This window comes from Nonlabens sp., from assembly GCF_039941875.1.
In the GTDB taxonomy this organism is placed as follows: Bacteria; Bacteroidota; Bacteroidia; order Flavobacteriales; family Flavobacteriaceae; genus Nonlabens.
Map to the genome: position 1 here is coordinate 373,820 of NZ_JBDVDQ010000014.1, position 15,616 is coordinate 389,435.

The 15,616-nt window shown below is 34.3% G+C and carries 12 protein-coding genes; 6 read left to right on the forward strand and 6 right to left on the reverse strand.

Annotation, left to right across the window (positions count from 1 at the left end; genetic code table 11):
* Nucleotides 1-39: 39 nt before the first annotated feature.
* Nucleotides 40-1,239, forward strand: a complete 1,200-nt coding sequence (locus tag ABJF08_RS09215; RefSeq protein WP_104515058.1) for a Pycsar system effector family protein — start codon at nt 40-42, stop codon at nt 1,237-1,239.
* Here the strand turns inward: ABJF08_RS09215 and ABJF08_RS09220 are convergent.
* A complete protein-coding gene (locus ABJF08_RS09220; protein ID WP_348115858.1) occupies nt 1,220-3,589 on the reverse strand; it encodes a GAF domain-containing protein in 2,370 nt (789 codons plus the stop codon). The genes ABJF08_RS09215 and ABJF08_RS09220 overlap by 20 nt on opposite strands.
* A 112-nt stretch (nt 3,590-3,701) precedes the next feature.
* On the opposite strand from ABJF08_RS09220, the gene ABJF08_RS09225 reads away from it, so the two are divergent.
* On the forward strand, nt 3,702-4,817 hold the full coding sequence (locus tag ABJF08_RS09225; RefSeq protein WP_348115859.1) for a TlpA disulfide reductase family protein: 1,116 nt from the start codon (nt 3,702-3,704) through the stop codon (nt 4,815-4,817).
* A 14-nt stretch (nt 4,818-4,831) separates the two neighbouring features.
* Here ABJF08_RS09225 and ABJF08_RS09230 read toward each other — a convergent pair whose 3' ends face one another.
* Nucleotides 4,832-5,467, reverse strand: coding sequence for a rhomboid family intramembrane serine protease (locus tag ABJF08_RS09230; protein WP_348115860.1), 636 nt, complete (start codon nt 5,465-5,467; stop codon nt 4,832-4,834).
* A 48-nt stretch (nt 5,468-5,515) separates the two neighbouring features.
* Here ABJF08_RS09230 and ABJF08_RS09235 point away from each other — a divergent pair, with 48 nt between their 5' ends.
* On the forward strand, nt 5,516-6,427 hold the full coding sequence (locus ABJF08_RS09235; protein ID WP_348115861.1) for a lysophospholipid acyltransferase family protein: 912 nt from the start codon (nt 5,516-5,518) through the stop codon (nt 6,425-6,427).
* Here the strand turns inward: ABJF08_RS09235 and glmM are convergent.
* Nucleotides 6,387-7,781 (reverse strand): phosphoglucosamine mutase, encoded by a 1,395-nt coding sequence (gene glmM / locus ABJF08_RS09240; protein WP_348115862.1) that lies wholly within the window; start codon nt 7,779-7,781, stop codon nt 6,387-6,389. The two genes, ABJF08_RS09235 and glmM, sit on opposite strands and share 41 nt — an antisense overlap.
* 63 nt (nt 7,782-7,844) lie before the next feature.
* Here glmM and ABJF08_RS09245 point away from each other — a divergent pair, with 63 nt between their 5' ends.
* Complete coding sequence (locus tag ABJF08_RS09245; RefSeq protein ID WP_348115863.1) at nt 7,845-8,429, forward strand: acyl carrier protein phosphodiesterase; 585 nt, start codon at nt 7,845-7,847, stop codon at nt 8,427-8,429.
* Between the two features lie 184 nt (nt 8,430-8,613).
* Here the strand turns inward: ABJF08_RS09245 and ABJF08_RS09250 are convergent, their stop codons facing one another.
* The 3 genes from ABJF08_RS09250 to ABJF08_RS09260 form a co-directional block, all read right to left on the reverse strand.
* On the reverse strand, nt 8,614-9,102 hold the full coding sequence (locus ABJF08_RS09250; protein ID WP_348115864.1) for a hypothetical protein: 489 nt from the start codon (nt 9,100-9,102) through the stop codon (nt 8,614-8,616).
* Between the two features lie 421 nt (nt 9,103-9,523).
* Nucleotides 9,524-10,630, reverse strand: a complete 1,107-nt coding sequence (locus tag ABJF08_RS09255; protein WP_104515067.1) for an OmpA family protein — start codon at nt 10,628-10,630, stop codon at nt 9,524-9,526.
* 137 nt (nt 10,631-10,767) lie between these two features.
* The gene (locus ABJF08_RS09260; RefSeq protein WP_348115865.1) at nt 10,768-11,787 is read right to left on the reverse strand and encodes a GntG family PLP-dependent aldolase; all 1,020 of its coding nucleotides are present in this window, start codon (nt 11,785-11,787) and stop codon (nt 10,768-10,770) included.
* 120 nt (nt 11,788-11,907) lie between these two features.
* Between ABJF08_RS09260 and prfB the strand changes: the two genes are divergently transcribed.
* Nucleotides 11,908-13,014 carry a peptide chain release factor 2 gene (gene prfB / locus ABJF08_RS09265; protein ID WP_348115867.1) on the forward strand — a complete coding sequence of 369 codons (1,107 nt, stop codon included), beginning with the start codon at nt 11,908-11,910 and terminating at the stop codon, nt 13,012-13,014.
* Between the two features lie 70 nt (nt 13,015-13,084).
* Nucleotides 13,085-15,523 carry an outer membrane beta-barrel family protein gene (locus tag ABJF08_RS09270; protein ID WP_348115868.1) on the forward strand — a complete coding sequence of 813 codons (2,439 nt, stop codon included), beginning with the start codon at nt 13,085-13,087 and terminating at the stop codon, nt 15,521-15,523.
* Nucleotides 15,524-15,616: the final 93 nt, after the last annotated feature.

Here is a 15,616-nt window from a genome sequence, read left to right on the forward strand (position 1 = left end):
AGTTTGAGAATCATATTAATTTTAGCCCAAAGAACAGGAATGAGCGATATTTTAAAAATTACTGACGATTTTGTATTAAATCTGTTAAAAAACCATCTCGATGAAAAATATGTGTATCATAATTATACACATACTCGACGAGTTGTTAAAAGTACACAGGAAATAATCGACAATTCTGAAATCAATGTTAAAGAGCAAAAAGGACTATTACTTGCAGCATGGCTGCACGATACCGGCTATATTAAGGGTGCTGAAGGACATGAAGAAGAAAGTGCGCGCATCGCTGAGGAGTTTTTAAAGGAACAAAACGAAGATCAAAACTCTATAGACCTTGTTAAAAGACTTATTCTAGCGACTAAATTTAGCGGTGTACCAGAATGCCCTCTAGAAGAAATTATAAGAGATGCAGACGCATCACACTTTGCTAAGGATTATTATAATGAAACTAGTGAGTTATTAAAACGCGAGCTTAAACTGAGAGGTCGCGACTATACTGGTAAACAATGGCGCAAAGAGAACATAAAAGTTTTTACAGAAAAGCACCGTTACTACAGCGCTTATGCCATTAAAAACTGGAATACGGCTAAAAATAACAACCTACTAGATCTTATTAAAGCTAAAAAGAAAAAGAAAAATAAGATTGAAAAAGAACAAGTTAAAGTAGATCTTAAAAATCAAAGTCCAGAAAGAGCTATACAGACTCTTTTTAGAACCACACTACGTAATCACATCAAGTTAAGTGATATTGCAGACACGAAGGCAAACATACTGCTATCGGTAAATGCTATTATTATATCTCTAGCTCTGGCAAACATTATCCCTAAACTGGATCAAATATCTAACCGTCATTTATTATGGCCTACTCTTGTTTTGATATTATTTTCTGTTGCGAGCATTGTTCTATCTATTATGTCTACACGTCCTAATGTAACGAGTGGAGAATTTACAGATGAGCAAGTACAAAAACGCGAAGTAAACCTACTCTTTTTCGGTAATTTTCATAAAGTCCCATTTAAGAGATATGAAAAAGCTATAATGGGCTTACTAGATAATAAAGAAGAAGTTTACCAGTCTTTACTTAAAGATTTATGGTTACTAGGTCTGGTATTGAACAGAAAATATACTTTATTAAGATGGACGTACACCATCTTTATGGTCGGTATCATAACGAGTGTAATCGCTTTTATACTAGCATTTTACACAACAGATTTTGAACAATTTACAAATGCAATTCCTTAACGAGGTCTTCATAAGTAAGTGTACCACTGGCCACTTTAACATCATAAAGTACATTTACTCTTAACGCTTTTAATCCTACAACACCTTGAACGTCTTCCAGTTCGAGGTGTTCTATTTCTGTACCTAAAAGATTATTATATTGTAAGAAACTAATATAACGCAGGTATTCACGTTCCGTTTCTTTATTAGTATAAACAATGGCTATCTTTCCCTTTTGAGTAATACGCTCGTTAGTACCTTTTATATTGGCCTTATCTATGCGTTTTTTAATAACCTCATAACGCGCATTATACGCACCATCTACATCAAAACGTTTTTCATCTATACGGTATCTGATGCTTAGCGTATTATCAAATACTAGAATCATACTAGCCGCTTCTATAACCGTAGGTAAGTTTTCTTGAACCGAATAGAATTTATTCTCCATCTTTATCATGGTCTGTAGCTGCCATAACCTTAAGTTATATAAATACACCACATTAAATTCTTGGTCTACAGCGACACTACTACCTACATAAATGTTATGTTCTACACCATCTGTTTTAAAACGCTCAAAGAAGTGAGGGAATATTTTTTGAGCCTCTAACTGTCTTTGATCTATACATGCAGTCAGTGATTCATTAATAGCTTGTACTGTGTTATCATAATCATTTCTAGTTTTATAAATAACACCACTAGCCTCATCTATTTCTAACTGGTAATCACCTACTAACTCCACAATTTCAGGAGATAATTGCATGAGGTGTTCCATTACAGGGTTTATTTCTTCTGTAAGCAATTTGATAATATCTCTTTCAGAATTTGCATCGATACTGCCGTTTTCTAATTCTTTGCGATATTCTAATACACGATACGAGATTTGATCGTAAATAGGTAATTTTTCATACGCTTTCGCGAAAGCGAATATCTCACAAACTTTATCGAGTTGATTAAGTAAATCAAATTTAATAGCCTCGTTGCGAGCATCACTACTACCTACTATATCAATCTGTCCGTATAATGGATGTACATCTTCAAATTTTACATCTTTAAAAGATTCGCTTTGAGAATTGCGAGCACGAGCTTTTAATATTCTACGAGCTTCTCTTTCAAATTTCCATTGCACACTAGAATGTATAGAAGTACACTCTGTCTGTATTAACGCTTTTACACTGTTTTCATACTCCTGCTCTGTACGTATTAAAGCTGCTTTAATATAGCCAGCAATACTGTCTATTTTTATGACATTAAAACTGTTAAGCGCAAATTTCTTTTTACTGACTATTTCTAATATTCCTATTAACTTTTTTGATTTTGTAATAGGGTAAAAAATAGCACTTTTTATATCGTTTTTAAGCAGGTTATCAGTTAGAAATTTATTTTGAATTTTAGCTCCATAATCTTCTACATCAGTAATAACTAACGGCTCAAACTCCTCTATTAATAGTTGATAACTATGGGCACAAAGAGCGTTATCACAGTGTTTCTCATGACTGTCTGCAAGTAAAAAACTTTCTGAATCGTGATAACCTACAGACTCAAATGTTTTATCATAATTATCATAAGACGTAAATCCTACACGTAAATTTTCTAAGTTAAAAATGTTTCTAAAAATAGATTCCATTTTTTCTGTCTGGTCCTTCTTACTATTAGTAGAATCTAAGAGAACCGTTTTTAAGTCAGAAATTGCGGCATCCATGGTGACATCTGTAAAATTAACGATACCAAAACCATTGAAAGTATAGCTACCTTTAGGAAAACCTTTTTTCCATAACTCTTCATCATCAGGAGATCTAAGGAGGTTTTTTATATCTTTTTCAGATAATCGATAACGTTCATCGTTTAATTCTATATCTACAAAATCTGCATTATAAGCGACGCGATATGTTCGGTTAACACCATTTGCATCAGGTATTTTTATTAAAATCGGTCTACCTAAATCTATAGATTTACCATATAACTGATTGAGTATAACACCACAAGACATTCTAAAAGTGTCAAATGAGTTATCTGTCATAATGAGCAACTTAAAATCTTCTCCAGCATCTTTAAATATATTTTTAAGACGCTCTGTTTTATTAAATAAAATATCAGAAAACGGTATGGTTGCTGCTTTTATCTCATTAAGAGTTAGGGCTGCTGGAAAAAGATCTGAGAGTAAAACATTAATAGACTCTTTATGTATTGCAAGCTCATCTTCTTGAATACCACTAACAAGCTCTTCATGTTCATCTACATATTGAAGTACAGACGAGATATATAACTTCTTAAAATTACTCTCTTCATGCTCTAAACGAGTGACATACTGATCTACAACCTTTTTAAAGGTTAAGTTCACATTCATATATCCACCGTCGTAATTTCTTCTCATAATACAAAGATACCCTATCTCTTTAATCACCATAGATTATGGTGTTAATTTTTGATTTCTTTAACCTGTACTTTACACATAAATCAATTATTTTAGCCGAAAATCCATTTCCATGAAGTACGCACTGATTCTTTTCACCTTTTTTGCTATTAACCAATGTAATGAAAAAGCAAAAGAAACTCATTTTATAGACGGTAGTGCTCCTGGAGTAGCGAATGGTATGCGTGTTTACATGAATGCACTCGATGAAAACGGTCGTTCCATTCCTGTAGATACTAACATTGTTATGAATGAGACTTTCTTCTTTGACAAAAAAGAAGAATTAGAAACAGAACAAATGAGGTTTCTTACTATAGATGGTAGTGAAGGAAATATTGTTCTTTTAATTAAAAATGAAAATATTCAGGTAAACGTTAAGAAGGATTCTTTATTTGCTAGTGAAGTAACTGGTAGTGCCTCTAATAAAGCTTTAGAAGATTTTAAATCTAAACAAGCTGCGTATACAGTAAAAGCAAAGTCTTTTAATACACAAAGAACTGCAGCCATGAAAAGTCAGGATGTAGAATCTATGACTAGCGTTAACAATCAATGGATGGCGGCTGAGTTAGATTTTAAATCGTTCTCAACAAATTTAATTACCACTAATAATAAGAGTATCGTAGCACCTATGATTTTAGGTGAATTACTTAAAAACAAACTTTTAGATTCTAAAGGCGCTCGTGAACTTTACAACACATTTGATCCAAGTATTCAAAATTCTTTGATGGCTACTAGAATCGATATGTATTTAAGTAAAGAAGAATCTGTTGCCATAGGAGCAAAAGCCCCTGACTTTGAAGGAGCAGATCCTGATGGTAAAATGATTAAACTTAATGATGTATTAGGTAAAGTTACATTGATTGATTTTTGGGCATCCTGGTGCGGACCATGTAGACGTGAAAATCCTAATGTAGTAGCAGCTTATAACAAATACCATAAAAAAGGCTTTAATATTATAAGTGTTTCATTAGATCGTAAAGGTGGTGATAAAGCATGGAAAGCTGCTATTATTAAAGATAAAATGGACTGGAATCACGTTTCTAGGCTGCAATATTTCGGACCAATAGCACAATTGTATAATGTAAGTGCTATTCCTTCTACTTTTTTACTGGATGAAAACGGAATAATTATAGAAACTAACCTTAGAGGACAGCAATTGCACGATAAACTAGAGGAGCTTTTAAACTAAGAGAATCTAAGCATCTAGCGATTTCCTGTAAATCGCATTAAAATGAATAATATGATGATCGCGGCTAGCAGCCCTATCGCGGTAATGGTATTTGTATAAACTACATTAAAGTCATAAACTAGAGTTAGTATAAAACCGGCTACTGCTCCACCAAAATGAGCATCGTGTCCTATATTATCATTTAATTTTTTCATTCCATAAAAAGAGTAGATTAAATACCCTATCCCAAAAACATAACCTGGCACAAAATATATAGTCATTCTTGGGTCTAACAATATACTGCTGTAAATAATACCAGATACTGCACCACTGGCGCCCAATGCGCTGTAATGAAATTCATCTTTATGAATAAGGTAACTCAAGAAATTACCACCCAATAAACTTACTAGATAGATAATGAGATATTTTACATCTCCCAGAACATCTACTACAACACCAGAAAAGAAAAATAAAGTCAACATATTGAAGAAAAGATGGCGCTGGTCTGCATGAAGAAAACCACTCGTAAAAAGGCGCCATTTCTCACCTCTTTCTATACCTGCAATATTAAAAAGGTATTTACTTCTAAAACTAAAATCTTGAAAACCTTTAAAACTTATAATTAAATTAGATGCTATTACAACTATAGTGACTATATCTAGATCGTACATGGATAAATTTATAAGATACAAGATAGTATATTTGTTTAAAATTTGCAGATGCAAGCCTTGGCTTTTTACCTTATATATCCCTTACTTTGGGTAATCTCTAGATTACCTTTTCCCGTAGTCTATTTAATAAGTGATTTTTTCTACTTTATCACCTATTACATCATCGGTTACCGTAAAGACGTTATAAGAAATAATATAAAAACTGCTTTTCCTGAAAAGGATGATAAAGAGATTACTAGGTTAGCTAAAAAAAGCACACAACATTTTTGCGACATTTTTATAGAGATGATTAAATCTATGGGAATGAGTAAAGAATCCATGAAAAAGAGATTTACTTGTAGCAATCCTGAAATGGTTAACGCTTTCGCGAAAGCGAAACAACCCATAATCATCATGTTCGGACATCAAGCTAGTTATGAATGGACTATGGTACTCGATGATGTACTGGACTATAAAGTTTACGCGGTGTATAAACCTCTAAAAAATAAAAAGTTCAATGACCTCATAGTTAACATAAGAAAAAAGTTTAATAGTGAAATGGTAGCAATGAAACAAGCTACGGCACTTATGAGTAAATCTGTAGAAAATGAAGCTGCTTTATTTGCTTTAATTGCAGACCAATCTCCCAAAGCTGGACGTGCTCAATATTTCACTAATTTCTTTAATAAACCTAGTGCTGTTTTTAAAGGTGCAGAGCGCATTGCTATAGAACACGGTACTGCGGTAGTATTTCTAAAGGTAAAGAAGGTTAAACGCGGTTATTACGAGACAGAATTTGTGACCATTTCAAAAAACGGATCAGAAACAAAGGACTGGGAAATAACCGATAAATTTTTCCAGTTGCTTGAAGAACAAATCGTCAAGCAACCAGAATATTATTTATGGTCTCATAAGAGATGGAAATCTACTCTTGAGAATACTAAGCGTGCTGTGCAGCTATCGCCTCTAATTCAGCAATAAAACGATCTGCTAGATCATCTGCTGTTTTTTGTGATGGTGCTTCTGTATAAATACGTATAATCGGTTCTGTATTTGATTTTCTCATGTGTACCCACTGGTCTGCAAAATCTATTTTAATACCGTCTATGCTTGTTACCTCTTCACTCTTATATTTAGTATGAATATCTTCTAGAATAGCGTCTACTGGCATTCCCTTAACTAGTTGTACTTTTTTCTTACTCATAAAGTAAGATGGATAACTAGCTCTTAATTCACTTACTTTCATTTTCTTTTCTGTAAGTAAAGAAAGGAACATAGCAACACCTACTAGAGCATCGCGACCGTAATGAGAATCTGGATAGATAATACCTCCATTACCTTCTCCACCTATTACAGCGCCTTGATCTTTCATTTTTTGAACGACATTCACCTCTCCTACTGCTGCCGCATAATAGATACCACCGTGCTTTTCTGTCACATCTCTTAATGCTCTAGAAGAAGAAAGGTTGGAAACCGTATTTCCTTTAGTATGCCCAAGAATATAATCTGCACAAGCTACAAGTGTATACTCTTCTCCGAACATTTCTCCGGTCTCATCTACAAATGCTAGTCTATCCACATCTGGATCTACTGTGATACCAAAGTGTGCATTATGCGTCTTTACCGCTTTACATAAATCTCCTAGATGTTCTTTAAGAGGTTCTGGGTTATGAGGGAAATGGCCTGTAGGATCGCAGTATAATTCTACCACTTCTACTCCTAGCGCTTTACAAAGTGCAGGAATAGCAATACCACCTGTACTATTTACACCATCTACCACTACTTTAAAACCTGCCGCTTTTATAGCATCTATTTGTGTAACTGGCATATCCAGCACCATTTTGATATGTCTGTCGATATAATCTTCTATGACTTCTACAGTTCCTAGATCATCAACATCTGCATAACTGAAGTCTTCTTTCTCTGCAGAATCTAGTATTTTCTGTCCTTCAGCACCGTTTAAGAATTCTCCTTTATTGTTTAATAATTTTAAAGCATTCCATTGTTTAGGGTTATGACTTGCTGTTAAGATAATACCACCATCGGCATTTTCATTAGGCACAGCCAGTTCTACTGTAGGCGTAGTACTTAAGCCTAAATCTACAATATGGCATCCCATACCTATTAAGGTATTTTGTACCAGTGACTGTATCATCGCGCCACTTATTCTAGCATCTCTACCTATTACAACTTTAGGGGCTGATTTTCCAGAATTTTCTTTGATCCATATGGCATAAGCACTGGCAAATTTTACAGCATCAAGTGGTGTAAGATTATCGCCTGGTGCACCACCTATGGTACCACGTATTCCTGATATAGATTTTATAAGAGTCATTATATATTACTTTACATTTACAACAAAAGTAATCTTTATAAAAAGCAATCCCCAATTAAGCCTATGAATTATCTCGCTCACATATATTTATCAAAAGAAGACAAAGAGTTAAGAATAGGAAACTTTATAGCAGATTCTGTCAGAGGTAAAGATTTCAGTATGTTTCCTCATCGTGTGGCACAAGGGATTGTACTGCATAGACACATTGATACTTATACAGACACTAACCCTATAGTACGTCAAAGTAAAGATTTAATAAGAGGAGAATATGGACACTGGAGCAGTGTCATAGTTGATATTTATTACGATCATTTTCTAGCTGCTAACTGGTCAGATTTTCACGACCAACCTCTAGATGAATATGTGCAAGGTTTTTACAAAGACTTGCATGACCATTACAGTATTTTACCAGATAAAGTACAAAATTTTTTGCCTTATATGGTAGAGCAAAACTGGATTAATAGTTATGCTACCGTAGAAGGTATTTCTAGAATTTTCCATCAAATGAATGAAAGAACAAAAGGAAGAAGTAAAATGAACTTTGCTCCCATAGATTTAATGAAGTATTACAATGAACTAGAGCGTCATTTCAGAGCATTTTTTGAAGATCTGGAGTTTCATGTTAAACAGCGTATGTTAGAGTTGTAAGGAAGTATGTGTTTTAGAACGTATCTCTTTATTTTGGAGATTACTTTTATGAAAATAAGATTTTGTTTTCCTCTACAAAAAACAAAAATCATCAATAGCTTTTCTTTACTCTTTTACTCATGCTCGGTACTAGTTACAAACTAGCACTAGCCGTTGTGTATATTGGCGCCAGCAGGGCAAGAGTTTAGTTATCATTTTTACATAATAATTTAGATCCGCAGGTTTTTAAGTCCACATAAATTTCTTCATTATTATATTTAAGTTCAATAGCTTTATTTCTAATCTTCTCAAGAACTTCATAAACTAATCTATCATGTATACGTCGCCTTTCAATTTCTGAAAAGTTATTTTCACTATTAAGCCAGCATTCTTTTTCAAATGAATAAATATACCTTATAGATTCTGATCCTTGAAAAGTAATCATGTAAATCTCTTGAGGTTCTTTATCAAAATAGAATATTCTATATATTAAATGGTCATAATCATTAAATTGAAGTAAGTGGTTATATTTTTTAGGTAAACTAAAAATTCCTTCACTATGAATGGAGTCCGTAACATCTATGAGTGTCTTAGATTTTATATTTGATGATAATATCATTATAGAGCCTATGTTCCCTGATTCATGACAATTTGTTAGTATTATAAAACTAAATAAAATGACTATTTTTTTCATGATTTTATTTTTTTACTATTGGCGCCCATTCAGGCTCCTGAGAAAATAAGGAAAGTAAACTGCCTAAAGACCTTACTAGCGTTAGTGCTCGTTTCGAACGAGTACCACATCAACCAATTAAGAATAGAGTTTAATCAATTCTATAAAACGCTACATAAAAGTAAAACATAAATTTAGACTTAAAAAAACATTACTAGCTTTCTTTACTTTACTCTTTTACTAATGCTCGGTACCAGTTAAAAACTGGCACTAGCGGTCTTGTATAGTTGCCTATCAGAAATATTATTACAAAGTGATTATTGTATGCAGATTTTAATATAAAGTAATCTATGTTAGAATTATCACTTTAAAAAAATAGAACAAAAAAAAGGGCTGTCTTGCGACAGCCCTTTTAATACATTTTTTTGAAACTAACTAGTGACTAGTTGTTGATCAAACGGAATTCAGTACGACGGTTTGCTCTGTGCTCACGCTCAGTACAAGAAACACCATCAGCACATCTGTTCTTTAAACGAGTCTCACCATAACCGTTAGCTACGATACGAGATGCGTTTACACCTTTAGAGATAAGGTAGTTTGCTACAGACTGTGCACGTCTTTCAGATAGAGCTTGGTTAGAAGTTCTAGATCCTTTAGAGTCAGTATGAGAAGCAACTTCTACTTTAGAACCAGCAGTACTGTTAAGAGCAGAAAGAAGTTTAGCATCGATTTCTCTTTTGTCAGCAGCAGTTAATGTAGAGCTACCAGTTGCCCAGTTGATCGCAAGACCATTGTACTCAACTAATTTACAGTCTACCTCAGACCATACAGTAAGACCACCTTTAGAAACTAATCTCTCACGAGATACAGACTTAGATGTAGAAGGAACAACGTTTTCAGTTGTAGAAGCATCAGACTTTAATACAGTCTTAGTAATGTTAGCATATTCTGCAGGGATTTCAATTTCCTCAACTCTAGCTGGTTGATCAACAACACGTACCGTATAAGTACCTGATTGCTCAGCTACTGGAGTACGGTTAAAAGATGCATCACTTGCAAGAGTAGTTAAAGATACAGTAGTATACTCAGCTGGGTAACCTTTATAACACCAGTAACGACAGTCATCTGGGTTAGAAGAAGTACATTCTGCTGGTGGTACTGAACTCATTTCCCATTGTGCATAAGCTGGCTTCACCTCTACAGTTTCAGTAGTTTTACCAAAAGTAGCTGGAGTAATAGAAATAGTAGAACCTGCTTGTTTTTTAAGGTAAGTTCTAGTTTCAGTCTTATAAGTTGCAGGAATTACTCTTAATTTCTTAGAAGCTTCTTTTACAAGAACTCTTTCTGTAACTGTTTCATAAGTTGCAGGAACAACTTTTAACGTCTTATAAGCAGGTGTTGCCACTAAACTTATAGTTTCGTTTTCATAAACGTCAGGTGTTGTACAACGTACATAACATTTTCCTGGCTCTGGGTTAGTAGGTAAATCTTGAGCAAAAGCAAAACTTCCTGCCGCGATAGCTACTAAGGATAGTACTAATTTTTTCATTTGGAATAAATTTGATTAATAATTATGATTCAAAGGTCTTTTAAATTTAGAGTAATCCAATTAAATACCTAGTAAAAATAACCCCTCTTAGATGAACGTGTTAATATTATCGACGAAACACATTTTAACAGTGTGTCTTATAGTTTTGTTATAAAATTCTTAAATAATTGGATTACCGCTAGATGATCCTTATGAGCATAGTCTAAATGAGTCACTAATCTCAACTTTCCTTGCCCCATATTGCTAATAATTAAATCATTACTACTACAGTATTCCATTATTTGCAATTCATCTTCTACCTCAAAGATCACTATATTGGTCTCTACCTCTTCTACTTTAATAACATAAGGTAAAGTTTTAAGTATCTCTCCTAATTCTTTGGCTCTATCATGATCTTGTTTTAATCTATCTATATTATGGTCTAATGCATAAATAGCTGCTGCTGCCATATAGCCCACTTGTCTCATGCCACCACCTAAAACTTTGCGCACACGCATCGCTTTTTTCATGATCTCCTTCTTACCAGTAAGAACGGTTCCTAGCGGTGTCCCCATACCTTTAGAAAAACATACAGAAATGGTATCAAATATTTCTCCATATTCTTTTGGGTCCTGACCAGTCGCTACTAGAGCATTCCATAGACGAGCGCCATCTAGGTGTAATCCTAGATTATGGTCGTCGCACACTTTTCTTACCTTCTTAAAAGTGCTCATATCATAACAGGCACCACCACCTTTATTAGTAGTATTCTCTAAACATACTAACGTTGTTAAAGCACTGTGATAAAAATCTGGCGGATTTATAGCCTCCTTTACCTGAGCTGCCGTAACCATACCTCGATCTCCATCTAATAACCTGCATGAAACACCACTATTAAAAGAAGCACCACCACCTTCATAATTATAAACGTGAGCATATTTATCGCATATCAATTGCTCTCCTGGTTGCGTATGCATTTTTATAGCCGCCTGATTTGCCATACTACCAGTAGGAAAAAATAGCGCATCGTCCATACCGAACATTCCGGCAACACGTCTCTCTAATTCATTCACCGTAGGATCTTCCTTATATACATCATCTCCTACTTCTGCCTGGAACATGGCTTCCATCATTTCTTTACTAGGCTTTGTTACGGTATCACTTCTTAAATCTATCATATGTTTCTGTTCTAGTTACGCTTTCGCGAAAGCGATATAAAAATAATATCTATACCATATATATGTATCCATAATGGCAAAGAATTTAATTCTATTTTTGCAATTGTCGAAAACAGAACTATGATTACTGCCGAACAGGTTAAAGAATTACAAGAACGCGTTGAAAAACTGAAGGATTATCTACAAATTGATGCCAAACAAATTGAGATAACTAACCTAGAAGAGAAAACCTTTTCACCAGATTTTTGGAATACACCCAAAGATGCAGAAGTCATCATGAAACTATTGCGTACTAAGAAGCAATGGACTACAGATTATGCTACCGCAGTGACTCTAACTGAAGATCTGGAAGTACTCTTTGAATTTTTTAAGGAAGACGAGGCTAGCGAAGAAGATGTCATGGCAAAGTACAACGCCACTAATAATCTAATTGAAAAGCTAGAGTTTAAAAACATGCTTTCTAACGAGGGTGATGACATGAGCGCTGTCTTACAAATTACTGCCGGTGCTGGTGGTACAGAGTCTTGTGACTGGGCAGAGATGCTTATGAGAATGTACATGATGTGGGCAGAGAAGAATGGTTATAAGGTAAAGGAACTTAACTTTCAGGCTGGTGATGTGGCTGGTATTAAAACCGTTACTCTAGAGATAGAAGGTGATTATAGTTTTGGCTGGTTAAAAAGTGAAAACGGTGTGCATAGATTAGTACGCATATCTCCTTTTGATTCTAATGCAAAACGTCATACTTCTTTTGCGTCTGTATATGTATATCCTCTAGCAGACGATTCTATAGAAATAGATATTAACCCAGCAGATATTAATTGGGATTTTGCCAGATCTAGTGGTGCTGGTGGTCAAAACGTGAATAAAGTAGAAACTAAAGCCATACTTACTCACCACCCATCTGGTATAGTAATTCATAATTCTGAAACACGTTCTCAATTAGAAAATCGTGAAAAAGCAATGCAAATGCTTAAATCACAACTTTTTGAAATAGAATTACAAAAACGTAATGCCGCGAGACAAGAGATAGAAGCTGGTAAGATGAAAATAGAATGGGGTTCTCAAATACGTAATTATGTATTGCATCCTTATAAACTTATTAAAGATGTGAGAACAGGACATGAAACTGGTAATACAGACGCTGTTCTTAACGGAGATCTGGATGCTTTTCTTAAAGCTTTCTTAATGGAAAGTAGTAAAGAAAAGCCTAGTGATGAGCTTTAACGTAACTTTAGCAAAGTCTGATTAACCCTTCAGATAGATTTGCTGTCTTAGAAGAAACTTTAAGATTGTTATGAAAAAAATTATTACGTTACTCTTGTTGTTAACGGCGACATTGGGTTATTCACAAAATTCAAATCCCATTACCATTAAGGGTAAATTAGTAGATAAAACTTCTGGTGAGCCACTAGAATTTGCTACTATTTCATTTATTAGTGCTACTCCTGATAAATCTCCACAAGGTGGTGTTACTGACCTAGATGGTAATTATCAATTTAGTGTTACACCTGGTACTTATACCATTAAATGGGAATACATCACTTTTAAAAGTCTTATAAAAACAGGTCAGGTTATTGACGCAGATCAAGATTATGGAACTATCGCTCTAGAACAAGACGTGGCAGAGTTAGATGGTGTACTAATCGTGGCAGAAAAAACTACGGTAGATATACGTCTTGATAAAAAAATCTACAATATCGGTAAAGATCTAACCGTACGTGGCGGTAGTGCAAGTGATGTGCTAGATAACGTACCATCTGTATCTGTAGATGTAGAAGGAAATGTAGCTTTAAGAGGTAATGACGATGTTACTATTTTAATAGATGGTAGACCGAGTGCTCTAGTAGGTTTTAACGGTGCTGAAGCATTAAGACAAATTCCTGCAGATGCTATAGAAAGAGTAGAAGTAATCACTTCCCCAAGTGCAAGATACGATGCAGAAGGTACTGCTGGTATCTTAAATATAATCCTTAGAAAAAATAAACTTTTAGGTTTCAATGGTACGCTACAATTAGATACTGGTTATAATCCTCAATTAGGTCTTTCCTTTAACGGTAACCTAAGAAGTGAAAAATGGAACTTTTTTACTAATACAGGTTTTAGATACAGAGAGACTCCTGGTAACTCTACAACAAACACAGAATATTTATCTGCTAATGCTCAAAATGCATTTGTTAATGAAGAGCGTGATTTTGATCGTTTAGGTAGAAACTTTTTTACTAGTCTAGGTGCTGAGTACTTTATAAATGACCAGTCTAGTATAGTCGCAAACATCGTTTACCGTCTAGGTAATGATGACGATGTGAATACGAACGTTATAGAACGTCTTGATGAAAATGGAAATTTAAATGAAGCTACCACACGTGTAGAAGCTGAGGCCGAAGATGATACTAGAATACAATACTCACTTGATTATAAAAATGATCTAGATGATAACGGACAGAAAATTACTGCAAGTATACAGTACTCTACTTCTATAAGTGATCAAAATGCAAACATTCTAGAAACTGAAACTACTACTAATACTGTTAATGATGTAGAACGCACATTTACTGATGAAGATGAGCAAAATGCTACAGCGCAATTTGATTATGTTTTACCTATAGGAGAAGACACGCAGTTTGAGGCTGGTTATAGAGGTAATTACCGTGATATAAGCAATTCTTTTTTCTTAGAAGAGCAACTGGTTTTTCCTACTGGTCCATTAGTTCCAGATGCTGGACTTAATAACACCTTTGATTATGAAGAATTAGTAAATGCTGTTTATGGTCAGTACGGTAAAGAATTTGGTAAATTTTCTTTCCTTGCAGGTTTAAGATTTGAGCAAACTAATGTCACCATAACGCAGGCAACTACTAATAGTGAAGATAAGAAAGACTACAGCAGCCTCTTCCCTACTCTTAACTTAGGATATGAGTTACAAGACGGTGAGAATATAACTTTAGGGTATAACAGACGTGTAAGAAGACCTAGAGGCCGTTTCTTAAATCCTTTCCCTAGTAGATCTAGTGAGTCTAACGTGTTTCAAGGTAACGTAGATCTAGACCCTACTTTTACTAACTCTATAGATTTAGGATACCTAAGAAGATGGAGTAAATTTACTTTTAACACTTCTATCTATTACAACCGTAGTGATGACAATTGGGAATTTATCCAAGAAGACACAGGTGCTATAACTGATAATGGTGACCCAATTATAAGACGTACACCAGTAAACCTATCTACACAAGAACGTATAGGTTATGAATTAACTATGATGTATAGACCTTTTAAATGGTGGACTATAAATACAGACTTTAATTTATATAGAGCTAGTACTGATGGTGAATTTGGAGGTCAAAATTTTGATTTTGAAAACACTTCTTATTTTGCGAGACTAAATCAAAAATTCAGTATCCCATCTGGAATTGATCTACAGACTAGAATAAACTATCGTGGAGCTTCAGAAAATGCGCAAAGTACTAACGATGGAATTTTTACTATGAATCTAGCAGCAAGTAAAGATATTCTAGGCGACGACGCTACCGTATCTCTTAACGTAAGTGATTTATTTAATAGTCGTAAAAGACAAAGTACAACAACCACTGATGATTTCATCACTGATAGTGAGTTTCAATGGAGAGAGAGACAAGTGAACTTGAGCTTTGTTTATAGATTTAATCAAAAGAAGAAAAATGCTCGTAATGGCGGTGCCAACGGTGGTGGCGGCGAAGATTTTGAATTTGAAGGGTAAACCTTAACTTCTTTTAAGACCACATCGCTTTTTATTAACAAGAAATAAACTTAATCAATATTTTGACTGATTGATATTTGTAAAAAATTAAAT